Origin of the sequence: Cryptosporangium sp. NPDC048952 (assembly GCF_043197895.1) — a bacterium.
GTDB lineage: Bacteria > Actinomycetota > Actinomycetes > Mycobacteriales > Cryptosporangiaceae > Cryptosporangium.
Map to the genome: position 1 here is coordinate 482,884 of NZ_JBICTY010000005.1, position 23,765 is coordinate 506,648.

Below are 23,765 nucleotides of genomic sequence, written 5' to 3' on the forward strand. Positions count from 1 at the left end.
ACGACGACCGGTGCCTATCCTCGTCCCGTGGGACTGCGGTTCGAGACGCGCGCGTCCGACTCGCCATGGGTCGACACCGTGTGGACCTGTACGAGTGAGCAGGTCGCGGAGATGACCTCCGTTGCGACGGTGTGCTGGGGCCTGGTGTTCTGGGAGCGCGAGGGCAGGGCGTACGCGAGCATTTCCGGTCCCGAGACCAGAACCGGCACCGCGCCGGTCCCGGAGGGCGCGACCTTCGTCGGCATCGAGTTCGCCGTGGGCACCTCGCTGCGGGCCGTGCCCACGGCGGCCCTGGTGGACGGCGGCGCCGAGCTCCCCGACGCCACCCGCAGGACCTTTCGGCTGGACGGCGTCCGCTGGGAGACGCCCGGCCCCGACGACGCCGAAGGTCTGGTCGGCCGTCTCGTCCGCTCCGGAGCCGTGGTCCGGGATCCGCTCCTCACCGAGGTCCGCCGAGGCCACCGTCCAGCGGTCTCGGCGCGCACCGTCGAACGCCGGTTCCGGGCGGCAACCGGGCTTACCCAGGGCGCCATACGGCAGATCGAACGCGCGCGCCTGGCCGCAGCACGCCTGGCCGACGGCGTTCCCGGCACCGAAGTCGTCTCCGGACTCGATTACTTCGACGAGCCGCATCTGGCCCGTGCGCTGCGCCGGTACGTGGGGCGCACGGCGCGACAACTCCGCGACGGCAGCGGCGGTGCGATCGCCCTGGACCTGAATCAATCGACGACGTCGTAGATCAGCTTGACGACACCGTTCGGGTAGGCCGTGGACTCCCGGAGGTTCAGTAGCTGCTTGTCCTTATCGGCGCTGCTGAACAGGCTCTTCCCGGCTCCGAGTAGCACTGGGAAGACGAGCAGGTGGTACCGGTCGAGCAGGCCCGCCTCCGACAGGCGTCGGGCGAGTTCCGCGCTCCCATGGATGAAGATTGCGCCACCCTCGGTCTCCTTGAGCGCGGCGACGTCGTCGGCGGAGCGCAGGATCGTCGTCGGGCCCCATCCCTCGATGAGGGCGTCGTCGCGCAGCGTGGACGAGACCACGTACTTGGGCAGCTTCTTGTAGGCGGCGTGGTCGTCTGAGTCGCGCCAGGTCGTCGCGAACGCCTCGTAGCTGCGGCGGCCGAACATCAGCGCCGTCGTATCCTCGAGTTCCTCGCCCTTGAGGGAGAAGGCCTCGGGGAGGAACTCGATGTCCTTGACCACCCAGCCACCGCTGCGGTGCTCCTCGCCCGGCCCGCCGCCTGGGGAGTCCACCACGCCGTCCAGCGAAACAAAGCCGGTAAAGACTAGATCACGCATGTGCTGTTCTCCTCATGGTCAGGCGACAAGGCCACCAGATAGATCGACAAGCGGGCGGCAGCGCCACGCCGAAGCGCGGCGGCGGAGTGCCCAGCCGATGCTATGAAGTGCCTCCGCGGGTCGTCTTGTACGGAAACGACGGCACGAGCAGGCAGTGAGGGCTTCCGCAACCGGGAGGCAGCCGACGCGGACCAGCGCGAGCATCCACTGGCTGGGCGTCCGACCGTCCAGCAGCCGATCGCGGCTCATTCACCCCAGTTCCAGGCCGCACGGCCGCACGATCACATCCGCTCCTCGGCATGACAGTGAGTCTCCGCGCTGAGGCGGACACCGTGGCGGGCTGGGTGAGGCCGCAAGCGTCGGGTGTGGACGGCTCGTGGTGGGTGAGGAATACATCGGCGGTGCCTGTGTCTACAGCGGATCTTCCGGCTGGGTTGTGCCAGCCTGGTGAGGTCCAAGTCGTAAGTGACGTTGGTCTTGCGGATGCGGTCAATAGGAGTCTCGCCGAGGCGGGGCAGGCGCTCGTCGTGTCACCGGTGCCGGAGTTGGAAAGGCTCGGCGGCTACCGCGAGGGCATTCGTCCCCGCCGACCTTGCACGGATTGGGCCGGACGACGAGCGCACTTCCAGACTTGGCGGTGACCGGTGCCGGGGACTGTCTGCGTTGACCGCACTGCGTACGACGAGTCAGTGGGCGGTGGTCCGTTACCTGTGGTCCTTCGCGCCTGAGCGGCCTGGCCTGCGGTTGTCGGAGCTCACCAAGCAGGTGCGCCGGAATCGGCGGGCGTTCTTTCCGAACATTTGGGATTGCCTTCGCAACCGACCTGGTCGAGTAATACAACGCACCGGGTGGTGGACGCGGACGCCGTGGTCTTCGATCCTGTTCTGCGCCGAGCGGCGGCGAAGCTCGGCTCTCACCGCCCTGACTACTTTTGGTATGCGATATCGGGTGATGCCGCGCGAGAGATGGTCGTTGTCGAGGTCAAGGCGAACAGCACCGGGCGCACCGAGTTGATCAAGCAGTTGGCGCGGGGCGCCGAGCAGGTGTCGATTCCGCTGCGGCTGCGTGACGGGGGCGCAGGTCGGATCCTGCGCTGACGCGTGGTACTGCTCCACAACTTCAGTAAGCCCCATACGGCCGCACCACCGCGGCCACCGTACGGAACAAAATCACCAGGTCCAAGCTGAGCGACCAATTCTCCACGTACTGCAGATCCAGCCGCACAGACTCTTCCCATGACAGATCTGATCGGCCGCTCACCTGCCACAGCCCGGTCAGCCCCGGCACCACCGCGAGTCGACGCCGCACGCCTTCTGCGTACCGAGAGACCTCGCGGGGCAGCGGCGGCCGGGGACCGACCAAGCTCATGTCCCCCTTGAGGACGTTGAGCAACTGGGGAAGTTCATCGATTGAGAACCGGCGAAGGTGCCTGCCGATCCGAGTGACCCGCGGATCTTCCTTGATTTTGAACAGCACGCCGTCGTACTCGTTCGCGTCCTGCAACTCGGCCAGCCGCTCCTCCGCGTCGACGTACATGGAGCGGAACTTGTAGAGCCGAAACTCCTTGCCTTCCTTGCCTACGCGCGTCTGAACGAACAGCGCCGGCCCGGTGCTGCTCAACCGCACGGCAGCGAAGACGATCAAGAACAACGGTGACAGGCCCCCGAGACACAGCCCGGCGACCACCACGTCGAACACACGCTTCACAGCGCTGCTCGGCGCAGCCGGCTCCGTCTGCACCTCGTGGCCGGATCCGAACACGACCGCGCAGTGCAGGCACTCGCCGCGTGTCCGGCGCCGACTGAGCACGAATCGCAATGCGGCCCGTAACGCGAGGTCCAGTCCGAGCAGCAGCGGCATCGACAGCAGGACGTACTCGCGGGCGAACGCGGTATGAGTGCTGTAGGCGGCGATCGCGATCGCCGCGGTCAAGCAGGCAGCCGCGTTGAGCACCCGGCGGTACTCCTCGCCGCCGCTGAAGAGGTACCGCGTCTCATACGCCCGGTTCATCAGCACGGCGATCACCCACCCGACCGGCAGCGCCCCCGCGGCCATCAGGTAGGGCCAATTCGGGCCGGGGACCTGCCCGAACCGCAGGAAGTACGCCGCGAGCCCGGCGTTCAGACCCGCCAGAAGATCGACTGCCACCAGCCTGACGACGTAGAGCCGCTGCCAGCGGACGGCCCGCGCGTCGGCGCCGACCGACTGCAGGTCAACCGTAGACACGTCGATGGTCGGACAGAGGCACGGTGCAGTAGAGACCGAGCACGACCAGGGTCGCCATGGCCGGGATGTACCAAGCCAGGACGTCGAAGCTGAACATCATGACGAGCAGGACCACGACGACGGGCTTGGCGGCACCGCTCGCTGTGCGGACGGTCACCCACAGAAATGCGCTGAAGAGCAGCAGAGCCAGCAAGCCGCCTTCGGCGAGCATCGTGACGAGTTGGTTGTCGATGGCGTAGAAGCCATCGTCAGGAAGTATTCCCGCCGCGTACAGACGGGTCGCGGAGTCCGCGCCGTTTCCCAGCAGGACGTTGGGCGGCGCGCGTTCGGTGAGCAGCGATCCGACTGCGAGCAGAGACGCCACCCGATGCCCGTAGTGGCTCGCGGACGACACGTCGGACACGAGCACGGACTGGAGGAACCCGGCCGAGAGCGCGAAGGCCGCCCCGAGGCCGAGTAAATACACGAGCGCCAGCCGCACCGCACCGCGATAGCGGAGCCACAGCGCATATGCGGTGGCCACTGTTGCCGCGATCAGTGTGCTGCTGCTGCCCGAGAGCACCAGGCCGGCGCACAGCCCGATCCCCGCCGCCCCCTTCCACACCGAGGGCCATTGCACGCGCAACACCAGCGCGAACCCGACCAGGAAGAAATACCCCAGCACCAACGGATGGCCGAGCGTCCCCTCGGCGCGCAGCGTCCCGTCGGGAAGGTACGGGTTGTAGCGAGCAAGGCCGCCGGTACTGACGAACAACGGCCCCTGGTTCACGAACACCTCGAACAACGCGATCGCGACCTCGACCAACCCCAACAGCACGACGACGAGCGTCACCAGTTCACGTTCGTCCCGGCCGCAGTTGCTGCTCACGAACAGCACCAGCAGCGACATGGCGATCGCCATGAAGTAGAACGGGCTGGCGATGCCTGTGATCAGGCTGCCGCACGCCACGACGACGTAAGTGCACGCGAGCAGCACGAGCATTCGCGTGATCCGCAAGGTCGCGTGCCGCCGCCCCAGCGAAGCCAGCAGCACACCGGCCACGGCCCCGGGGATCACGATCTTCAGGCTCGGGTCGTTGTCGAGCTTGTTGAGCGGCACGGCGGTCAGCACGGCGAGAGCGGCCGACAGACCCAACCCCAGGACGAGGTCGTGCGGCACCACGAACAGCACGGCCAGGGTGAGCAGCGCCCCGCAGGCGAGCAGTAGAGCCATCGGTGACTGCACGGCAACCGTGGTGAGGACGAGCGTGAGCACGCCGGCGACCCCGACCACGGGGGCGTCGATCGCGCTAGGCACGGGACTCCTCGGCCACGTAATAGTCGTTTTTCATCGTCGTCCGGACGCGGTTCGCTACCACACCGAGGAGGTTGGCGCCCGCGGTGCGCAGCGCGACGACGGCCGTTTCCAGCTCGTCCGTTCGCGTCCGTCCGACCCGGGTGACCATGACAGCACCTCCGGTCGCCCTGGCGATGATCGCGGCGTCCGTGACCGGAAGCAGTGGGGGCGAATCCAGAATCACCTTCATCCCGGCCGAGGCGAACTCCTCGATCATCCGGGACAGCCGACTCGAGCCGAGGAGCTCGCTGGGATTCGGCGGCGTGGGCCCGGCCGTCATGACGTACAACTCGAGCTCTTGACGCCAGCGGTGCAGAGCCTGGCTGGGCGGCACGTCACCGAGCAGCACGGTCGTCAGCCCGACCCCGCTCGGTAGCCCGAAGACGTCAGCCAGCGCTGGACGCCTCAGATCGGCGTCGATCAGAACCACTGGCTCTCCGGCCTGGGCCATCGCGAGCGCGAGGTTGACCGCAGTGGTCGATTTTCCCTCCGCCGGGAGGGAGCCGGTCACCACGAAGCTGGAGAGCGTCGACTCCACCGAGAGGAACCGGATGTTCGTACGCAGTTGCCGGAAGGCCTCACCACGGGGAGTGGCCCGGCCGTCCAACAGGAGCGACGGCACCTTGCTCTCGGGGATCGTGCCGAGCAGGGGCGCGCCGACGACCTCGGCCGCCACGTCGGCGGACCGCACTGTGCGGTCCAAGCGATGCCGGACCGTGGCGGCACCCACCGCCACGGCGAGCCCGATCGCGAACCCGAAGGCGAGGTTGGTCTTGGTGCGCGGCAGCACCGGCTCCGCGGGTAGGCGCGCCTTTCGCGTCACCGACACCCTGACCGCGGAGTTCGAGCGCCCGGCCGGTCGCTCCAACGCATCGACGACCTTCGGGAATTCGGCCGCTACGGCGTTCGCGATGTCCCGCGCACGCGACGGCGAGCTGTCCCGCACCTCGATGTTCAGCAGAACCGTATCGACGGGGGAGGAGGCACTGATCCGCTCGCTCAGCCCGTCCAGATCGTCGGGCAGGTCGAGTTGTCGAATGACCGGCTCGAGCACTTCCGGGCTGGTGACCAGGTCGACGTACGACTTCACTCGCTGCTGGACGAAGGTGCCGCCCTGGTTGAGCTGGACGGTGTCTGTATCGCTGTCGATCGAGACGAAGAGCTGCGTTCGGGCGCTGTAGATCGGTGTCTGCAGCACCGAGAACGTCACCGCGGCAGCGCCTCCGAGGACGGTGATCAGCAGGACGCTGATCCAGCGTGGTGCCAGCGCGAGGGCGAATTCAGGAATGTTCATGCCGAACCCGCCACAGCCCGCATCCCTGGATCGCCAGCATCACCGTGAGGCCGGCGGCCACGGCCCACCAGGCACCCGACGCGCCGCCCCGGGCCGCGCCGAGCGGCACGCCGAGCCCGACGACCAACAGCGCGACGAACGCGCTCCCGGTCACCCAGCCGACCCGGCCCACTCGGACGAGCCCCAGGTTCCCCGTCACCCGAGTCAGGCACAGCAGGGGGATCGACACGGCGGCGACGGCGGCGACACCATGGCTGAGCGCGATCTCACCGGAGAACAAGGCGCGAGCGGCCGCCGGAGCGCCGGCCCAGAAGAGCACTGCCGCGAGCAGTCCGATTCCCCCGTTGAGACCGAGTGAGATTTGCAGCTTCCGCACCCAGGGCCCGTCGCTGCCGAACCAGCGCTGAAGGCTGTTCGGTGCGGTCGTCAGCACCGTGAGCAGCATCTTCTGCAGGCGGTCGGCCGCAGCGAACAACGGGAGGGCAGGCGCCCCGGCGAATCCGAGGAGCACTGTCGGCGCCGAGAGGTGCGCGGCCACCAGAACCCGGCCGCTCAGCGCGGACACCTGATCCCGAAGGTCGGTCGCCAGCGTGCGGCGGTCCAGACGGACGTCTTCCAGTCCGACGATCAACGCTCCGATCACGGGCGCGAGCAGAGCCGCCAGCAGCGTGCCCGCCGAATAGAGCCAGAGGGGCGCACCGGCCACCAGCGCGCCCGCGAGAACGGCGGTCAACACGACCTTCGGCAGCGAGTCGGTGAGCAGAACCTGGGTCGGCGTCCCGGCACCGACGAAATACCAGGCCGGCGAGAACCCGACCGCTGCCGCTCCGAGCGCCGCGAGCACCGATGCGCCGACGAAGATCGATTGCCCGAGCACGGTGACGGCGATCAGCACCGGCGCGCAACCGACGAACACGACCCCCTGGGTGGCGACGCAGCGCAGGTAGAGGTGCCGGGATTCCGCGCGATCCGCGCGAGCGACCCGTTGTGGTCCGGTCAGTCCCCAGCCCATTTCGACGACGAGAGAGAAGGCTGTTCCGAACGCCTGCCCGAACGCGATCGCCGCCCAGCCCGAGGCACCGTATTCGGACGTGATCGCCGGGATGGCCAGCAGTGGGCTGAGGGCTCCGACCGCGGGGATGGCCGCGAATCCCGCCATTCGCCGGGCTTCGACCTGAAGGGTCACCTGGCCCCCATCAGCCAGCGATCCGCACTCAACCGGCCGTCCTCGGCGGGAAGCGCACCGGTGATGGCGGAGCTCGGCCGAGCGCCCTGAAGCCTTTTCACCACGGCCGCGGCGAGCTCCGAAGTCGAACAGTCCGGGGCCAGAACCGCGTGACCGTGCTGCTGGAGCCACGTCGCCAGGCCGGTCTCGGTGCTGGCGACGATCTCGCAACCGTGCGCCAGCCCTTCCACGATCGGAAGTCCCACCTGTTCCTTCCACATCGGGCCCGGCTGCGAGAGCAGCACCAGTACGGACAACTCGGCGAGCCCGCGGCGAATGATCGCGCGCCCGGGGTCCGGTCGGAAGCACACCTCGTCGCGCGTGGCCGCCCATTCCCCGACGGCGACGGCGTCCGGTCCCTTTCCCATGATCAGCAGTGTCGCGTCGGGCATGGATCCGGCGATGAGCGGCCAGGCGGCCACGAGCTGCCGGGAGCCCTTCCGCCCGTCCAGTGCGCCGAGGAATCCGACCGTCCCGGGAACCTTCTCGACGGAAGCCTGAGCAGGAGCCGGAAGGGCGGGGAAGACACGTGCCCGACCGCTCAGGAAACGCCAGCCCGCGCCGCCGCTCCGGGCATAGACCTGGTAGGCATCGTCGGTGCCGAACGCGAGCCGGGAGAAGCGTGCACCGACGATCGCCATGCCGAGGACGACGAGCGGTGCGGCGACCAGCCGGGGCAACCTGGTCCGGTACCGCAACTTCGTCACCGGGTCGAAGTTCTCGATGCAGTACGCGACCAGCTCGACTCTTCCGCGACCGGTCACCCGGCGCAGACACAGGGCCCACGACAGCGCAACGAGCTTCGGCCACATCGTGAGAGCCAGGGGCTCGTTGACCTCCAGCACCCCGATCGGCGCGCGCAGCGCAAAGGCGAGAACCTGCGGGAACGTGGCGTGCTTCAAACCGGGTGACCGGGCCGCCAGCTCGTCGTCCCAGTCGTACTGGACGCGCTCGTAGAGCAGCCAGCCCGGTGTGAACTCGGCCAGCCGCTCGAGATGCGCGGTTCGGACCGTCTCGTAGTACCGAGCCACCCGATAGGTATCGGTCATCGGACGGCCCGCTTGGCGTCGGCGCGCTCGAGCGCGGTCGTGACCACACGGGCGCTCTCGGACCAGCTGTATGCCTCGGCTCGCTGACGGCCGAGCGTCGTCATACTCGACCCGCTCGTCAGCGCGGTCGCGATTTTCGCGGCCCAGTCCTCGGGCTCGGTCGGGTCCGCCGTCAGCGCGGCCACGCCGGCTACCTCGGGCAGCGCGGTGGAGTCGGCGACGATCGTCGGAACGCCGGCCTGCATCGCTTCCAGCGTCGGAATGCCGAAGCCCTCGTACAGCGACGGGAAGCAGAACACCGACGCCTCGAGGTACTCCCGCGCGAGCCGGTCCTGGCTCACGTACCCGCTGAAGCTCACGGCGTCGCCCAGAAGTGCCGACATCTCCGCGGCGAGCGTCGCCTGACGGCGGTCCACTCGACCGACGACGCGAAGCGTCGCTTCGGCACCCCGGTCCCGCAACAGACGAACAGCCATGGCGACGACACGAGCGTTCTTGCGCGGGAGCAGGTTGCCGACGAGCAGGACCCGACCGGCCTGCCGCCGTACCGAAGCCGCCTGTTCGTCGAGGCGGCGTGCGAGGTCGGGATCCACAGCGTTGCCGGCCACGAGGATGCGCGCCGGGTCGACGTCGTAGGTCGCGGCGATCTCTCGTCGGGTGAACTCGCTCGGCGCCAGCACTACGTCAGCGCGGTTGACCGACAGCCGGACCGAGCGTCGCATGCGGAGCCGCGAGGCCGGTGGAAGCCACCGGGCCGCGTGCGGGTGCTCGAACGAGAGGTCGTGAACGAGCACGACTTTGCCGATGCGGTGGGAGCCGGGCGGCAACGTGTAGTGCACGAGCAAGGCGTCGGCGTCTGTGCCCAACCGAGGCAGATCGACGGCCAGGCGCCGCACGCTCGACGCCGAGATCGACCGTAGCGGGGCGCAACCCAACTCCCGCGCCCGTTCCCGGCCGGCCGCGGTGACCGCGTACGTGAACGTCCCGTCGGGAAGCCCGGAACGCGCGAGTTCGCGGGCGATGTTCGCCGTCCACGTCTCGTTGCCCGTCTGCTGCGCGCCGAGGTGGTGGAGGTCGATGAGGTAGGTCACGAGCGCCGGATTTCTTCGCACAGCAGCTCGTACTGGCGGGCGACGTCGTCCCACTGGTACCGCTCCTGCGCGCGCTGCCGCGCCTTCTCCCCGGCGTCGACCGCTTCCTCGACGTTGCGCTCCGCGGCTTCGATCAGCCCGCGGACGCCGTTCGCGTCGGCGAAAAAGAGCCCGGTGTTCCCGGCGACCTCGCGGTTGAAGTTGACGTCGAACGCGAGCACCCGGGCGCCGGCACCCATGGCACGCAACAGCGAAGGGTTGGTGCCGCCCACCGAGTGGCCGTGAACGTAGGTCAGGGCACCGGCGTAGAGACTGTCGAGCCGGTCGGAATCCCAGATGGCGCCGAGGAGACGGATCCGGTCGTCGCCTCGCGCGGCGTCGTGGACCCGGTCCTGGTACGTGCTCCGATACGGCACTGAGCCGACGACGACGAGAGGCATGGTGGCCCCGCTCCGCCGGTAGCCGTCGACGACGACGTGCACGTGGTTCTCGGGCTCCATTCGCGCCACGACGAGGTGGTAGTTCTTCGCCATGAGGTCGTACTCGTGCAGGTGCCGATCGTTCGCCTCCCACACCGTGGGTGCCCCGTACGGGACGAACCGACTGGCCACGCGATAGGTGTCCCGGTAGTAGTCCTGGATGCCCACCGCGTCGGCGATCAGTACGTCGCCGAGCCTGGCGGCGAGCCGCTCGTTCGCGAGGTAGTAGCGGCGGCCGAACCGGCCCCATTTCGCACGTCGCCAGTCGAGCCCGTCGACGTGGACGGCCACCGGTATGCGTAGGAGCTTGAAGATCGGCAGGAATGGCGCGTTCGCCGGGTTGAACAGGATCGCCACCTCGGTGCGGTGACGCGCGAGGTGCCCGACGGAGAGCGCGGTGTGGCTCAGCGTCTCGGTGATCTTCTTCCGGAGAGACGGCAGCAGGACGCGCGTCATCCCTTTGTATCGGGCCGAGCGGTCGTCGCCCCGGCAGTAGACGGTCACCTCGTGCCCCGCCTTGGCCAGCCGTTCGCCGACCTCCTCCACCGCGGTCTCGAAGCCGCCGTATCGCGCCGGCACACCCCGGGTGCCGATCAGCGCGATCTTCATGGGACGACCCGCCCGACGCCCCGGCGCAGCGCTATCCCGGTGCTGATGATCGCGGCGGCCAGCCCACCGCCCCTCGAACCCAACCGGCGACGGCACAGCCGCTTCAACGCACCGGACCAGGCCGGGCCGGCTCCTGACCCGCCGACCTCGTGCAGCACTTCCACCGCGGAATCGAGCGCGAACCGGGCGCCGCGGGCACTCGCGGCGGTTCCCCACGCCACGTCCTCGGCGTAGACGATCTCGTCCTCGGGCCACCGGCCGTAGCGCGTGATCGCGGTTGGGTCCAGGAGGAGACAGGCCGCGCAGAGCCAGGACACCGAACCCCCGCGGCGGCACTGGCGACGAGTGAGGAACAAGCCGCGCCAGCCTGGGAACAGGTGCGCGAAAAGCAAGAAATAGGCCGCTGTCGACGCCACGGAGAGGTCGGTGCCGGCCACGCCGACCTGTAAACGGCCGCTCGGTTCCACGAGGAGCGGTGAAGTCCCGTCCAGCTTCTCGTCAGTGAGTTTGTCGACCAGGCTGTCTCGCTCGGCCGTCCCGAGATGTACGTCGGGATTGAGCAGCAGGACCGGAAGCTGGTTGCCCAGTTCACGAAGACGTTCGAAGCCGAGATTGACGCCGCCGGCGAACCCACGATTGGTGGCGCTGAGGATGAGTTCGGTGTCGTATTGGGCCGCGAGAACCCGCAGGCGGTCGGGCTCGGACGCGTTGTCGATCAGGACTATCCGCTGTCCGGCCAGCGCAGGCGAGGCCAGCCGAGCCTCGATGTCCGACGCTGAGTTGTAGTTGATGAGGATGGCTGCGATGCGCGGCTCGTCACCGCCGTGCGCCGCTGTCCACATGCGAGGTATGCTAGCGCCGGTCATCGTCGCGAACTGCGCTTGTCAGAGCGTCGCCATGGTTCTTGTAGTGACGGTGGATACGCCCGTACCGGAACGGCTCATGCTTGATCGGCCGCAGGCCGGATGGTCGAGGCCGCGGGGTTCGGTTCGACCGACAACGGCGTTTCGCCGTGCGACAGCAGGAGCTGCCACTGCGCGGCTATCCTCGACCGCTCCCGGTGCCGCGCCGGGCAGGCACCGTGCACGCAGCACGCTGCTTCCCCAGATGTCGTATCCGGCCGGGTACGCCGGAATCGCTTGGGCCTGCCCTCACTCAACGCTCCGCCGAGCAGTGCGGGGAGGGCCCCGCTTCAGGGCAATGACAGGACTTCCCGGCTCTCAACAGGCACCGCTGCAGCGGCCGGCGCCGTGACACCGGCCGCCGGACGGTCACTTGATCAGGGTGCCCGCGTCGACCGGCAGCGTGACGCCGGTGATGTAGCGGCCCTCGTCGGAGGCGAGGAACAGCAGCGCGTTGCTGATGTCCACGGCGTCGACCCACGGGATCGGCAGCGCGTTCATCTCCTGCGAGATCGGCTCGAACTCCTCCCTGGTGGAGTCCGGGCGGCCGGTGAACAGGGCGTAGGTCGCGGGGTTCTGGATCATCGGGGTGTCGACCTGCGTCGGGTGGAGGCTGTTGACGCGGATGTGATGCGGCGCGAGCTCCAGAGCGAGCGTCTTCATCAGCCCGACGACGCCGTGCTTGGCCGCGACATAATGCGCGATGTTGGCGTAGGGCTGCAGCCCGGCGGCCGAGCTGGTCAGGACGAGTGCGCCCCCACCGGCGGCGATCAGGTGCGGGATCGTGGCCTTGGCGGTGTGCCAGACACCGGTCAGGTTGATGTCGATCATCGTCTTCCAGGTGTCCTCCTCCATCTCGTGAGCGAGGTGCGGGAGCGACGCGATGCCCGCGTTGGCGCTGACGATGTCGAGGCGGCCGAGCTCGGCCACACCCTCGTCGACTGCCTTCTTCACCGCGGCGTAGTCGCGGACGTCGGCCTTGGTGGCGAGAATTCGCCGGTCGAGGGCCTCGACCTGCTTGACGGTCTCCGCGAGGTCGGCGTCGGTCGCGCCCGGCGAGCCGGTACCCGGCACATCCTCGTTGAGGTCGATCGCGATGATGTCGGCGCCCTCCTGGGCTAACCGGATCGCGTGACTGCGGCCCTGCCCGCGCGCCGCGCCGGTGATGAAGGCGACTTTGCCCTGCACTCGTCCAGCCATGGTGGTGCTCTCTCTCGTGCGTCGTCGGACTGCTAGAACGACGTTCTAGCCAGCTAGTGCCTAAAGCTAGTACGAAGATGGCTCGACCGTTAGGGTCTGGGGCGATGTACTACAAGCACGAGCCGGTCGAGACGCTGCGACCGGATCAGACGGCCAAGCGCCTGCGCGCCATGGATGCCACGCTCGACGTCGTCCGCGACGAGGGGCTCGCCGCGGTCACGATGAAGACAGTGGCCGCCACCTCCGGCGTTGCACTGGGCACGCTCTACCGCTTCTTCGTGACGAAAGACCATCTGCTGGCGGCGGCTTTCCTGCACTGGGCACTACCGATCCACGCGGAGGTCTTCGACCACGAGATCGCGCCGGAGTCGGCGCGATCGGAGTTGAAGGCGATGTTCCGGCGCGGGACGTACGTCTACCGGGAGCAGCCGAACATGCTGGCACTGCTCGTGCACGTGTTCGCCTCCACGGACCCGCGCGCCGCCGAGGAGACGCAGAAACTGCGCGAGTTCCTCAATCGGGCGCTGATCCGGCTGCTCGGGCCCGGCGATTCGGCCGCGCTGACCGCCAGCGAGATTCTCCAGGCGGTGTGGGTCGACGCATTGATGGCAACCCGGCGCGGTATCCGGCCGTTGGAGGCGGGGGTCGCGCAGCTCGACGAAACCGTGGAACTGCTGTACCGACCGCCGCTGGCCCACCAGGAGGCGGGGGAGCCCAACACCGATAGCCTCCGCACGAGCGCGCTACGGCCGGTGGAGTCGAATACTCACGATCGAACGGGTGTCAGTACCGCTTCGACCACCGACGCGAACCGGTCGACGTCCTCGGGGGTCGTGTCGAACGAGGTCATCCATCGGGCTTCGTGGATCGACTCGTCCCAGTCGTAAAAGTGGAATCGCGCGTGCAGCTCGGCCAGGGCGGCCGGCGGGAGCGTGGCGAAGACGGCGTTCGATTGCACCGGGTGGCTCACCCGCAGGCCGGGTACATCGTGTACCGCGGCGTGCAGTCGTGCCGCCATCGCGTTCGCGTGTGCGGCGTTGCGGAGCCACAGATCCGTCTCCAGCAGCGCGACGAGCTGCGCGGAGAGGAAACGCATCTTCGACGCCAGCTGTGCGGACGCTTTCCGCAGGTAGTCCAGGCCCCGGTCGAGTGTCGGGTTGAGCACGACGACCGCCTCACCGAGCATCATGCCGTTCTTGGTGCCGCCGAAGGACAGCAGGTCGACGCCCACGTCGGTGGTGAAAGCGCGGAGCGGCAGGCCGAGGTGGGCGGCGGCGTTCGCGAGCCGGGCGCCGTCCAGATGCACCAGCATGTTCCGGGAATGGCTGAATTCGACGACCGTCCCGATCTCATCGGGGGTGTAGACCGTGCCGAGCTCGGTGGCCTGGGTGAGCGACACGACCTGGGGCTGGGCGCGGTGCTCGTCGTCGAAGCCGCGTGCCTCGCGCGCTATCGCCTCCACGGTGAGCTTGCCGTGCACGGCCGGCACCGGGAGCAGTTTGATACCGGCCATCTTCTCCGGCGCACCGCACTCGTCGACGTGGATGTGGGCGGTCTCGGCGCAGATCACCGACGCCCAGCGGTCGCAGGCCGCCTGCAGCGCGACGACGTTCGCCCCGGTTCCGTTGAAGACGGGGTAGGCGCGCGCCCGGTCGCCGAAGTGGGATCGGAACACATCCTGCAGGTGCTCGGTGTGGACGTCGCCGCCGTAGCTGACCTGGTGGCCGCTGTTGGCAGCGGCTATCGCCGCGAGGATCTCCGGGTGCACGCCTGAATAGTTGTCGCTGGCGAAGTCCATGACGTTCAGTCTGCGCACCACGTAGACGCGCGGAAAGTCGTCTCTCGCATCGCTGAGCATAGAATTAGGCGATGCTCGGTACCCGCCGCTTGCAACTGCTGGTTGCTCTCGCCGAGACCGGCTCGATCGCTGCCGCCGCCGCTACCGTCGGCTGCAGCGCAGCTGCCGCGTCCCGGCAACTGGCGGTGCTGGAAGAGGAGAGCAGTGCGCTGCTACTGGAGCGATCGGCGCGCAGTGTGCGGCTGACCGCCGCCGGGGAGATGTTGGCGGATCATGCTCGCCGGATCCTCGCCGACATCGACACGGCGGAGCAGGACGTCGCTGCGGCCGGTTCGGTGGGTGGCGGGCGTCTCCGGGTCGGCTCTTTCTCGACGGCCGCGCGCCGGTTCGTCGTCCCGGTGCTCGGTACGCTGCGCCGCCGCTATCCGCGTCTGCGGCTCTCGTTCGCCGAGGTGGAGCCGGAGAACGCGCTGCCCGCGGTGCGCGCCGGTGAACTCGACGCGGCGGTGATCCACCACTATTCCCTGCTCGCCGCTCCGGACACCCACGGCCTCCGCCGGACGACGCTCTACACCGAGCCGCTCGTGCTCGCGGTCCCGCATCAGCTGTCCGCCGCAGGAGTGGCCACCACCGACGTGCGTGCGTTCGCTGACGCCGACTGGATCTCCACGTACCCCGATCGTGGGTTCCAAGCAGTGACCGAGCTGACCGCACGACTCGCCGGGTTCGAGCTCCGGATCTCCGGCCGGGCGGCCGGCTACCCGGTGGTGCTCGATCTGGTCGCGGCCGGTCTCGGCGTCGCCTTGGTGCCGCAGTCCGCCGCGGTGCCGCAGGCCGGCGTCCGGCTGCTGGACATCACCGAACCTGCCGGTCTGACCCGGACCGTCGAGCTGACGACGCGGGCCGCGGACAGCTCGCCCGCCGTTGCGGAATTCCGACGCGAGATAATCAAGCACTCGTCGGCTGCTGACCAAGACGCTCAAGGTAGGTCTCGATGACCGATGTTCGCACCATCGACGCCGGTGTGCTGACCGTCGGCTATCTGCAGGACGGTTCGGACGGTGGGTGGCCCGTCGTGCTCGTCCACGGCTTTCCGTACGACGTGCATGCCTACGATGACGTCGTTCCGCTGCTGTTGACGCAGGGCGCCCGGGTGATTCGCCCGTATCTGCGGGGGTTCGGCCCGACCCGGTTCCGGTCGGGGGAGACATTCCGGAGCGGACAGCAAGCCGCTTTGGGTTCGGACCTGATCGCGTTGCTCGATGCGCTCGGTCTCGGGACCGCGCTCCTCGCCGGGTACGACTGGGGTGGTCTGTCGTCCTGTGTGGCGGCTGCTCTGTGGCCGGAGCGGGTGGCCGGGCTGGTGTCGCTGGCCGGCTACGACATCATCGACGTCCAGCGGCAGCGACACGGCTTCGCTGCGGAGATCGAGCACGCGGTCTGGTACCAGCACCTGTTCCAGACCGAGCGGGGGCGCGAGGTTCTCGCCCGTCACCGCCGGGACCTGTGCCGGATGCTCTGGCGGCAGTGGTCGCCGGGCTGGAATTTCGACGATGCGACCTTTGCCCGCACGGCCGGGTCCTTCGACAATCCCGACTTCGTCGACGTGGTCATCCACTCCTACCGTCATGCTCTGGGCCAGGCACCGGGCGACCCGGTCTACGACGAGCTCGAGAATCGTCTCGCCGAGCGACCAAGAATCATGGTGCCGGCGGTGACGCTGGACGGGGCGTCCGACACGTTGAAGCCCGGCGGCACCGCCGATCACGCGACCATGTTCACCGCCCGCCACGCCCACCGAGTGGTGAACGCTGGGCACAACCTGCCGCAGGAAGCACCGGCCGCTTTTGCGGACGCGGTGCTGACCGTTCGGAGTTGGTCGGCGGACGCCGAGTCCCGATAGCTGTTCCGCCGTCACCTCGTTGTCGGTGGCGACGGCGTTGACGGCAGGCGGAGCGCTCGCCCGTCGCGCAGCAAACTCGCCGGGAGCGGCCCGCAGAGCGCGACGGACGTGCTCGCGCCACTTTTTACCGGCTCGCTGATTGTCCCTGTTCGGCGACGAACGCCGCGACCAGACCGTCGGTGAACGCGACCGGCACCGGCTCGCCGGTGACCAGCACCCGGTAGTAGACAGCCCCGACCAGCCGGTCGAGCGCGAGGTCGACGTCGAACCCGGCCGGGAGTTCCCCGCGCGCGATCGCCTCGCGCAGCATCACCGCTTCCCGCTCCCGCTGCGGTTGCAGGTGCTCGACGCGGAGCCGGGCCGCCAGGTCCGGGTCGTGCTGCGCCTGCCCCACGAGCGCGCGCAGTACGGCGCCGGGATCCGACCCGGTCAGGAACCGGGCCAGCCGCCGCAGATACCGGCGCAGATCACCGCTCAGGTCACCGGAATCGACTGGCTCCAGGGCCGTGACCATGTCGCTGCCCAGCGCGTCGAGCAGGATCTCCACCTTCGACGGCCACCAGCGGTAGATCGTCTGTTTGGCGACACCGGCCCGCGCGGCGATGCCCTCGATCGTGACGCCCGCGAACCCTTTCTCCGCCAGCAGATCGTCGGCGGCTTCCAGCACCGCGGCCCGTGCGGCCTCGCTGCGCCCGTGCCGGTTGCCGTGGTGACGCCTGACCTCGCTGCTCACGGGCATCAGCATAGAACCGACTAGACTGCACGCAACGTTGCGTCTACTCTAGGCGTATGACCGACACCGTTCACAGGCCGCAACCACGCATCCGCACTCCGCGGGTCCGCACTCTCCTCGACCACCTTTTCGCCCGGGCCGACCATGACGGCGAGACTGACACCGACTGGCAGGCCTTCCTCGCCGCTTCGGCCGCCGAACGCGCCGACCTGTGCGCGGCGGAGTACATGCCGGTCTCCCGGACCGGCGGCGAACTGCTGTATTCGCTGGTACGCGCGACCTCGCCGCTGACCGTCCTGGAGTTCGGCACCTCGTACGGGATCTCGACGATCTACCTGGCCGCCGCCGTCGCCGACAATCAGAAAGGGCACGTCCACAGCAGCGAACTGAGCACCGCCAAGCTCGCCGCCGCGGGCGCCAACCTGGCCGAGGCCGGCCTGGACGACGTCGTCACCCTGCTACCGGGCGACGCCCGCGAGACCCTGCCCCGCGTCGAGGGCCCGATCGACCTGCTACTGCTCGACGGCTGGAAAGACCTGTACCTGCCGGTGCTGCGTGCGCTCGAACCGGCGTTACGCCCGGGCGCGATGGTGATCGCCGACGACAGCACCTTCGACTCCGTCGGCGAGTACCTGCACTACGTCCGCGACCCGCAGAACGGCTACGTGAGCACCGCCTTCCCCGTCGAAGACGGCATGGAGATCTCCACCCGCGCCTAGGTGTGCTGTCCCGACAGGTTGGCGGCCACGTTTTCGCCGTCGCGCTCGGCGAGCACGCTAGCGCCGGTCATCCGCCGCGAACTGCGGCCGCAGGCCGAATGGCCGACATGCGGGCTCACGGGATGGCGCGCGGTGGAATCGCGTCGGTGTGGGTGTAGGTGCCGGGGGTCTGGCCGGTGACACGGCGGAAGGCGGTGATGAAAGCACTGGGTCGGCCGTAGCCGACGGCTCGGGCGGTGGCGTTGACCGTCGCCCCGCCGGCCAGCAGTTGGATGGCGGCGCGGATGCGGACCTGAGTCCGCCAGGCCGCGAAGCTCAGGCCGGTCTCGGCGGGGAACAACCGGGACAGGGTGCGGACGCTCGCGTGGACTTCGTCGGCCCAGTCGGTGAGTTCGCGATTGTCGGCGGGGTCGATCAGGAGCCGTTCGGCGATAGCGCGCACCCGCGGATCGGCGGGCATGGAGACGTGGACGTCGTGGGTGGTCAGCGGAGTGAGCAGTGCGAACAGCAGTGCCTCGCTGAGGACTCGGCTCGGGTCCTCCGGCACGGTCCGGTGCAGGTGCCTGATGATCTCGCCCAGCAGCGGCCCGATCGCGACGCCGGTGGGTTCGCTCCAGTTGATCGGGCAGCGGTCGGCGTCGAAATGGATGATCGACATCTCGCCGACGTGCAGCACGGTCCCACCGTGCTCGATGCCGCCGGGAACCCAGAGCCCGTACCCCGGCGGGATCAGCCAGTCCCGGGCGCCCACGGTGCCCATGAGCGTGGCGGTCGTGCTCCACAGCAACACCGGTTCCGGGTGAGCGTGGATGTGCCGCCGCCGTTCGATTCCCTCGGGGTCACCGGCTTCGACGCTCAGGATGGGGGATCCCGACAACCCGGCAGGCGGCTTGGCGTGTGCGCGGTATTGGTTGGCCACAATTCGCACACCAGCCACCTTAGCGTCGAGTCGTGCCTAACGTGATGATGCTGTCCACGCTGACCCGCCCGGACGCCGGCTGGGCGCGGGTGGCCGGCTACGACGTGGTGCGTCAGGCCAAGGCGGTTCAGGCCGGCATGGGAGTGACGGCTCAGGCCGGCTCGCCGCGGCATTGCTAGAGCGCTTGGAGCTGAGCGACGCCACCGCCGAGTGACTACTTCAAGGAATCGATTGATGAAGCATCGTTTGCTGGACCGCTTACTGCTGCCCGCCCGCGTGGACACCGTCGAACGGTGGGCACCACGGTTACGTTTGATCACGCTGACCGGGCCCGCGTTGGCCGGCCTCGACTGGCTACCCGGTCAGCACGTCCGCCTGCGGGTCGCGGCTGCGCCTGCCGCGATCGACTGGCTGCTGGGCACGCTGCGCACCTACACCGTGTGGGACTACCACGAGCAACGCCTCCAGTTGCTCGTGTTCGACCATGGCGACGGACCAGGAGCCGGCTGGTCACGCACTGCCCGGCCCGGTGACGAACTGATGCTGCTCAAACCCCAGGGCAACTTCACCACGTCCCCGGCCGCTTACCACCTGTTCGCCGGGGACGAGACCGCGCAGGCCGCCTACGGCCCCATGCTGCGAGCCTTGCCGGCTGATGCCACCGTCCTGGCCCGTCTCGAGGTCGACAGTCCCTCCGAACGCCTCCCGCTCAGCCGAGAGGAAGGCGCAGCGAAGGGTCCGAATTGGGATCTGGAGTGGAGCTATCGCCGAGGCAGGTCCGCGGCCGCCGCGCAGACCCTCGTCGAAGCCGTCCGCGGGTTGGACCTACCGGCCGAGCCTGGCATGGCCTACCTGGCCGGCGAAGCCCGGACGATCCAGCTGATTCGAAATCACCTTGTCCAGGAACGGGGCTGGCCTCGCCGCAATGTGCTCACCAAACCGTTCTGGACGCCCGGCCGGAAAGGTCTCGACTGACAGCGCGATGGTCACGCCGCGGCCGCGATACCGAATAGGTGGAGGGCCACGGACGTCGTCCGACCTACGGGAGCACCTGTCGTGCTGCCCTGTACCGGAGCCAGAGCGCAAGCATCGTCACGCTCACCGCCAGGTTGAAGCCATATAACGCCCAGGCCGGCCCGACGGGAAGGCTGAAGACGTAGATGGCGTAGAGGACGTTGCCGGCGTTGCTGGTGATCCTGTTCGTTGCTTCGAGTTACAGGCAGGAGATGCGGTGGACCGGACGTGTTCCGGTCGAAGCCCACGTTCTGTAGACGGCCCATGCGCGCCGGACGTGAGATGCCGATCTTGGCCGCATCAGCGATCGCACGAGACCTCACGCATTGCCCTCGCCGCACGTCTTCCATCTGAGAAACGAAAGGACACTCAGATGAAGAACATCCGCCACATCACGGTGGACACGGGCTTGGGTGCGATCACCGTCGTCGCGAAGGACCAGGCGATCACCGGCCTGTATTTCTGCAGCCACGTCCGCCGGCCTGCGCAGGACACATTCGGTCCGGAGGTGGTCGCCTCCACGGACGCACTTCTGGACGGCGCGGCCCAGCAGCTGGGTGACTACCTCGCTGGTGAGCGCATCGAGTTCGACCTTCCGCTGGCGGCCGACGGCGACGCGTTCCAGCACGCCGTCTGGGACATTGTGAGCAGCATCCCGCGTGGCGAGAGGACCACCTACGGTCGCATCGCCGAGCAACTCGGCGACCGCACTCTGGCCTACCGGGTCGGGCAGGCGGTGGGCGCGAACCCGCTGTGCATCTTCGTTCCCTGCCACCGCGTCGTCGGCGCGAGCGGTGCGCTCACGGGATATGCCGGTGGGCTGAAGCGCAAGCAAGCGCTGCTGGAGCTCGAAGAGCCCGCTGAGGTCGGCGCGGCCCGGCTGTTCTAACCGCCGCGTCTTCACTGGGATGGACATGAAACAGCCGTTCGAGAAGGTGGTCGCGCAGCACGGCGCAACCGTGCTGCGCGTCTGCCGGGTCGTCCTCGGCCCGCACGACGCGGAGGACGCGTGGTCGGAGACTTTCCTTTCCGCGATGCGCGCCTATCCGGAGCTGCCCGAGACGGCGAACGTCCAGGCGTGGCTGGTGACGATCGCGCACCGCAAGGCGATCGACGTGTTGCGGGCGGCGAAGCGCAATCCGCTGCCGGTCGAGGAAATGCCCGAAGCACCGACGACGCTCGGGATACCCGGCTCAGGAGACGCCGATCTGTGGGTCGCCGTGGGCCGGCTTCCGAGCAAACAACGTCAGGCCATCGCATATCACTACGTGGCGGGACTGCCTTACGCCGGGATCGCGGAGATTCTCGGCGGCACCGTCGAAGCTGCCCGGAGAGCGGCCGCGGACGGGCTGAAAAACCTTCGAAAGAACTATCCGGGCGCGATTACGAAAGGAGCATCCTCGTGAACGACATCCGAAACGATGACGATCTGACCGCCCTGCTGTCGACGCCCGTGGACGCCGACGTCCTCAGCCGCCTCCACCGCCGCCTCGAGGAGCGAGCAGAGCGGGCGAACGTCATCGATATCGCCTACACGACGATCGACTCCCCGGTCGGGAAGCTGCTGCTGGCAGCCACTCCGAAAGGGCTGGTCCGGGTGGCCTACGCCAGCGAGGACCACGACAAGGTTCTCCAGACGCTGAGCGAGAAACTCAGCCCGCGCATCCTGGACGCTCCCCAGCGGCTGCAGGTGGTGGCACGCGAGCTCGATGAGTACTTCGCCCAGCACCGCCGGACCTTCGACGTGACGCTGGACCTCTCGCTCTCGCGGGGATTCCGGCAGCTCGTGCAGATCCACCTGCCCGAGATCGAGTACGGGCAGACCCGTAGCTACCGCGACGTGGCCGAACTGGTCGGCAACCCCAACGCCGTCCGCGCCGTGGGGACCGCCTGCGCGACCAACCCGCTGCCGATCGTCGTCCCGTGTCACCGGGTGCTCCGCAGCGACGGCACGCTCGGCGGGTACATCGGCGGCCCCGAAGCCAAGACCGCCCTGCTGCACCTGGAGGCGGCATGAGCCAGGACCGGTGGCACGTCCGCGTCGAGTCCGGTGATTGGAAGGCGATCACCGAGGAGGTCAACGAGTACGGCGGCGCGTTGCTGCCGCAACTGCTGTCCGCCGAGGAGACCGCCCGGATCAGGGGGCTGTACGAGCAGGACGACCTGTTCCGCAGCACCATCACGATGGGCCGGCACCGTTTCGGCGAAGGGCAGTACCGGTACTTCACCGCGCCCTATCCGGAGCCGATCGAGCGGCTCAAGCAGGCGCTGTACCCGCGGCTACTTCCGATCGCCCGCGACTGGTGGAGCAAGCTCGGCCGGCCCGCGCCCTGGCCGGACACCCTCGACGAGTGGCTGCGGATGTGCCACGACGCCGGCCAGACGAAGTCCACGGCGATCCTGCTCCGCTACGCCGAGAAGGACTGGAACGCCCTCCACCGAGACCTGTACGGCGATTTGGTGTTTCCGCTGCAGGTCGTGATCAACCTCAACGAGCCCGGCGTGGATCACACCGGCGGCGAGTTCCTGCTGCTCGAACAGCGTCCGCGCGCCCAGTCCCGGGGCACCGCGACGCTGCTGCCGCACGGCCACGGATACCTCTTCACCACTCGCGACCGCCCCGTCGAGTCCGCCCGTGGATGGTCGGCCGCACCGGTACGGCACGGCGTCTCCGCCATCCGATCGGGCGAACGTCACACGCTCGCCCTGGTCTTCCACGACGCCGCATGAGCGACGCGCCGAAGACCTACACCCTCCTCGGCGCAGACGGCCGCCCCTACCAGTCCTCGACGAAGGGCAGGTGGGGCGGCCACCGCGGCTCGAAGATCTATGGCCGGCTCGACTGTCGCACGGCACTGAAGGCCGTCGCCCGCGGGAGCTACGTGAAGCACCGCGTCTTCTTCCCCGACGAAGCGACCGCAGTCGCCGCCGGATTCCGTCCGTGCGGAACCTGCTGCACGCATCGCTACCAGCGGTGGAAAGCCGCTCGGGAGGACAGCGCTGCCCGAGAAGAAGTCAGCGTGACCCTTCGTGACCTACGTACGGGGGAGTGGCCCTAAGCTTCCACTGTGGCCAACAACGATTGGATGATCGAGTCGTCCAACGAGGCGGCCGACCGCGAGCCGGTCGAGCTGCACCCGGAACGCCCGCACCCTGCGCGGGTCTACGACTACCTACTCGGCGGCAACACGAACTTCGCCTCCGACCGGGCGTTCGCCGAGGCGGCGCTGAAACTCAACGAGGGCACGCGGACGACCGCCCGGTCCAACCGGGAGTTCCTCCGGCGGGCGGTCACGTTCCTCACCCGTGACGCCGGTGTCCGCCAGTTCATCGACATCGGCACCGGGTTACCGACGAGCCCGAACGTGCACGAGATCGCGCACTCGATCGCGCCGGGGAGCCGGGTCGTCTACACCGACAACGACCCGATCGTGGCGGCGCACGCCCGTGCGCTGCTCACCAGCGAGCCGGGCACCGGCCCGACCACGTACATCGAGGCCGATCTGCGCGAGCCGGCGACGATCATCTCCCAGGCATCGGAGATCCTGGACTTCTCGCAGCCCGTCGGGCTGCTGCTGATCGCGGTGACCCACCACCTCAAGGACGACGAAGATCCGCACGCGGTCGTCGCCACGGTCGTCGAGGCGCTGCCGCCGGGGTCCTACCTCGCGCTGTCCCAGATCACCGACGAGTTCCGGCCGGAACAGTGGCACGCGATCGAGAAGGACTTCGCGCAGCGCGGCAGCGTGCTGACACCGCGTCCGCGGGAGGCGATCGAGCGGTTCTTCGCCGGTCTGGAGAAGGTGGATCCGGGGCTGCAGGTCGTGAATCAGTGGCGGCCCGAGGCGGACGACGTCTACAAGGACATCGACGCGGGGGAGTGCTCGCTGCTCGGCGGGGTGGCCAGGAAGTCCTGACCACCTGGCGCGCAGGTCGAGCGTCCGCGCGATCAACCGGCAGCTGCTGTCCT

Annotated in this window: 26 protein-coding genes and 1 pseudogene; 14 read left to right on the plus strand and 13 right to left on the minus strand. The window is 68.6% G+C overall.

Annotated elements, in window-relative coordinates:
- Positions 1–27: 27 nt before the first annotated feature.
- Complete coding sequence (locus tag ACGFY5_RS28955; protein WP_392724649.1) at positions 28–738, plus strand: helix-turn-helix domain-containing protein; 711 nt, start codon at positions 28–30, stop codon at positions 736–738.
- Here the strand turns inward: ACGFY5_RS28955 and ACGFY5_RS28960 are convergent.
- Positions 720–1,298, minus strand: coding sequence for a dihydrofolate reductase family protein (locus ACGFY5_RS28960; RefSeq protein WP_392724650.1), 579 nt, complete (start codon positions 1,296–1,298; stop codon positions 720–722). The genes ACGFY5_RS28955 and ACGFY5_RS28960 overlap by 19 nt on opposite strands.
- 848 nt (positions 1,299–2,146) lie before the next feature.
- On the opposite strand from ACGFY5_RS28960, the gene ACGFY5_RS28965 reads away from it, so the two are divergent.
- The gene (locus tag ACGFY5_RS28965; RefSeq protein WP_392724652.1) at positions 2,147–2,395 is read left to right on the plus strand and encodes a hypothetical protein; all 249 of its coding nucleotides are present in this window, start codon (positions 2,147–2,149) and stop codon (positions 2,393–2,395) included.
- A 22-nt stretch (positions 2,396–2,417) separates the two neighbouring features.
- On the opposite strand, the gene ACGFY5_RS28970 is transcribed toward ACGFY5_RS28965, so the two are convergent.
- The 9 genes from ACGFY5_RS28970 to ACGFY5_RS29010 all read right to left on the minus strand — a co-directional run bounded on the left by ACGFY5_RS28970 (position 2,418) and on the right by ACGFY5_RS29010 (position 12,709).
- The gene (locus tag ACGFY5_RS28970; RefSeq protein ID WP_392724654.1) at positions 2,418–3,524 is read right to left on the minus strand and encodes a sugar transferase; all 1,107 of its coding nucleotides are present in this window, start codon (positions 3,522–3,524) and stop codon (positions 2,418–2,420) included.
- Complete coding sequence (locus ACGFY5_RS28975; RefSeq protein ID WP_392724656.1) at positions 3,511–4,821, minus strand: hypothetical protein; 1,311 nt, start codon at positions 4,819–4,821, stop codon at positions 3,511–3,513. Before ACGFY5_RS28975 ends, ACGFY5_RS28970 begins: the two co-directional genes overlap by 14 nt.
- The gene (locus tag ACGFY5_RS28980) at positions 4,814–6,154 is read right to left on the minus strand and encodes a polysaccharide biosynthesis tyrosine autokinase (RefSeq protein ID WP_392724657.1); all 1,341 of its coding nucleotides are present in this window, start codon (positions 6,152–6,154) and stop codon (positions 4,814–4,816) included. Before ACGFY5_RS28980 ends, ACGFY5_RS28975 begins: the two co-directional genes overlap by 8 nt.
- Complete coding sequence (locus tag ACGFY5_RS28985; protein WP_392724659.1) at positions 6,141–7,340, minus strand: hypothetical protein; 1,200 nt, start codon at positions 7,338–7,340, stop codon at positions 6,141–6,143. Before ACGFY5_RS28985 ends, ACGFY5_RS28980 begins: the two co-directional genes overlap by 14 nt.
- Positions 7,337–8,428 carry a glycosyltransferase family 4 protein gene (locus tag ACGFY5_RS28990; protein WP_392724661.1) on the minus strand — a complete coding sequence of 364 codons (1,092 nt, stop codon included), beginning with the start codon at positions 8,426–8,428 and terminating at the stop codon, positions 7,337–7,339. Before ACGFY5_RS28990 ends, ACGFY5_RS28985 begins: the two co-directional genes overlap by 4 nt.
- Positions 8,425–9,519, minus strand: a complete 1,095-nt coding sequence (locus tag ACGFY5_RS28995) for a glycosyltransferase family 4 protein (RefSeq protein WP_392724662.1) — start codon at positions 9,517–9,519, stop codon at positions 8,425–8,427. Before ACGFY5_RS28995 ends, ACGFY5_RS28990 begins: the two co-directional genes overlap by 4 nt.
- Positions 9,516–10,607, minus strand: coding sequence for a DUF1972 domain-containing protein (locus ACGFY5_RS29000; RefSeq protein ID WP_392724664.1), 1,092 nt, complete (start codon positions 10,605–10,607; stop codon positions 9,516–9,518). The genes ACGFY5_RS28995 and ACGFY5_RS29000 overlap by 4 nt, the downstream gene beginning before the upstream one ends.
- The gene (locus ACGFY5_RS29005; protein WP_392724666.1) at positions 10,604–11,449 is read right to left on the minus strand and encodes a glycosyltransferase family 2 protein; all 846 of its coding nucleotides are present in this window, start codon (positions 11,447–11,449) and stop codon (positions 10,604–10,606) included. The genes ACGFY5_RS29000 and ACGFY5_RS29005 overlap by 4 nt, the downstream gene beginning before the upstream one ends.
- 429 nt (positions 11,450–11,878) lie before the next feature.
- The gene (locus ACGFY5_RS29010; RefSeq protein ID WP_392724668.1) at positions 11,879–12,709 is read right to left on the minus strand and encodes a mycofactocin-coupled SDR family oxidoreductase; all 831 of its coding nucleotides are present in this window, start codon (positions 12,707–12,709) and stop codon (positions 11,879–11,881) included.
- A 170-nt stretch (positions 12,710–12,879) separates the two neighbouring features.
- On the opposite strand from ACGFY5_RS29010, the pseudogene ACGFY5_RS29015 reads away from it, so the two are divergent.
- Positions 12,880–13,005, plus strand: a pseudogene (locus ACGFY5_RS29015) (helix-turn-helix domain-containing protein); the annotation flags it as partial.
- Positions 13,006–13,475: 470 nt separating this feature from the next.
- Here the strand turns inward: ACGFY5_RS29015 and ACGFY5_RS29020 are convergent.
- Positions 13,476–14,507 carry a threonine aldolase family protein gene (locus tag ACGFY5_RS29020; protein ID WP_392724669.1) on the minus strand — a complete coding sequence of 344 codons (1,032 nt, stop codon included), beginning with the start codon at positions 14,505–14,507 and terminating at the stop codon, positions 13,476–13,478.
- A gap of 71 nt (positions 14,508–14,578) precedes the next feature.
- Here ACGFY5_RS29020 and ACGFY5_RS29025 point away from each other — a divergent pair, with 71 nt between their 5' ends.
- Both ACGFY5_RS29025 and ACGFY5_RS29030 read left to right on the plus strand, forming a co-directional pair.
- On the plus strand, positions 14,579–15,505 hold the full coding sequence (locus tag ACGFY5_RS29025; protein WP_392724670.1) for a LysR family transcriptional regulator: 927 nt from the start codon (positions 14,579–14,581) through the stop codon (positions 15,503–15,505).
- Complete coding sequence (locus ACGFY5_RS29030) at positions 15,502–16,410, plus strand: alpha/beta fold hydrolase (RefSeq protein WP_392724672.1); 909 nt, start codon at positions 15,502–15,504, stop codon at positions 16,408–16,410. Before ACGFY5_RS29025 ends, ACGFY5_RS29030 begins: the two co-directional genes overlap by 4 nt.
- 124 nt (positions 16,411–16,534) lie before the next feature.
- On the opposite strand, the gene ACGFY5_RS29035 is transcribed toward ACGFY5_RS29030, so the two are convergent.
- Complete coding sequence (locus ACGFY5_RS29035; protein WP_392724673.1) at positions 16,535–17,143, minus strand: TetR/AcrR family transcriptional regulator; 609 nt, start codon at positions 17,141–17,143, stop codon at positions 16,535–16,537.
- 56 nt (positions 17,144–17,199) lie between these two features.
- Between ACGFY5_RS29035 and ACGFY5_RS29040 the strand changes: the two genes are divergently transcribed.
- The gene (locus ACGFY5_RS29040; protein WP_392724675.1) at positions 17,200–17,862 is read left to right on the plus strand and encodes an O-methyltransferase; all 663 of its coding nucleotides are present in this window, start codon (positions 17,200–17,202) and stop codon (positions 17,860–17,862) included.
- A 115-nt stretch (positions 17,863–17,977) separates the two neighbouring features.
- Here ACGFY5_RS29040 and ACGFY5_RS29045 read toward each other — a convergent pair whose 3' ends face one another.
- A complete protein-coding gene (locus ACGFY5_RS29045; protein ID WP_392724676.1) occupies positions 17,978–18,790 on the minus strand; it encodes a helix-turn-helix domain-containing protein in 813 nt (270 codons plus the stop codon).
- Between the two features lie 23 nt (positions 18,791–18,813).
- On the opposite strand from ACGFY5_RS29045, the gene ACGFY5_RS29050 reads away from it, so the two are divergent.
- The 8 genes from ACGFY5_RS29050 to ACGFY5_RS29085 all read left to right on the plus strand — a co-directional run bounded on the left by ACGFY5_RS29050 (position 18,814) and on the right by ACGFY5_RS29085 (position 23,712).
- On the plus strand, positions 18,814–18,960 hold the full coding sequence (locus ACGFY5_RS29050) for a hypothetical protein (RefSeq protein WP_392724677.1): 147 nt from the start codon (positions 18,814–18,816) through the stop codon (positions 18,958–18,960).
- 55 nt (positions 18,961–19,015) lie between these two features.
- Positions 19,016–19,756, plus strand: a complete 741-nt coding sequence (locus ACGFY5_RS29055; RefSeq protein WP_392724679.1) for a siderophore-interacting protein — start codon at positions 19,016–19,018, stop codon at positions 19,754–19,756.
- Between the two features lie 412 nt (positions 19,757–20,168).
- The gene (locus ACGFY5_RS29060; protein WP_392724681.1) at positions 20,169–20,684 is read left to right on the plus strand and encodes a methylated-DNA--[protein]-cysteine S-methyltransferase; all 516 of its coding nucleotides are present in this window, start codon (positions 20,169–20,171) and stop codon (positions 20,682–20,684) included.
- Between the two features lie 25 nt (positions 20,685–20,709).
- The gene (locus ACGFY5_RS29065; RefSeq protein ID WP_392724683.1) at positions 20,710–21,201 is read left to right on the plus strand and encodes an RNA polymerase sigma factor; all 492 of its coding nucleotides are present in this window, start codon (positions 20,710–20,712) and stop codon (positions 21,199–21,201) included.
- On the plus strand, positions 21,198–21,812 hold the full coding sequence (locus ACGFY5_RS29070) for a methylated-DNA--[protein]-cysteine S-methyltransferase (protein WP_392724684.1): 615 nt from the start codon (positions 21,198–21,200) through the stop codon (positions 21,810–21,812). Before ACGFY5_RS29065 ends, ACGFY5_RS29070 begins: the two co-directional genes overlap by 4 nt.
- On the plus strand, positions 21,809–22,525 hold the full coding sequence (locus ACGFY5_RS29075) for a 2OG-Fe(II) oxygenase (RefSeq protein WP_392724686.1): 717 nt from the start codon (positions 21,809–21,811) through the stop codon (positions 22,523–22,525). Before ACGFY5_RS29070 ends, ACGFY5_RS29075 begins: the two co-directional genes overlap by 4 nt.
- Positions 22,522–22,854, plus strand: coding sequence for an Ada metal-binding domain-containing protein (locus tag ACGFY5_RS29080; protein ID WP_392724688.1), 333 nt, complete (start codon positions 22,522–22,524; stop codon positions 22,852–22,854). Before ACGFY5_RS29075 ends, ACGFY5_RS29080 begins: the two co-directional genes overlap by 4 nt.
- A 9-nt stretch (positions 22,855–22,863) precedes the next feature.
- Positions 22,864–23,712, plus strand: coding sequence for an SAM-dependent methyltransferase (locus ACGFY5_RS29085; RefSeq protein ID WP_392724689.1), 849 nt, complete (start codon positions 22,864–22,866; stop codon positions 23,710–23,712).
- The last annotated feature ends 53 nt before the right edge of the window (positions 23,713–23,765 follow it).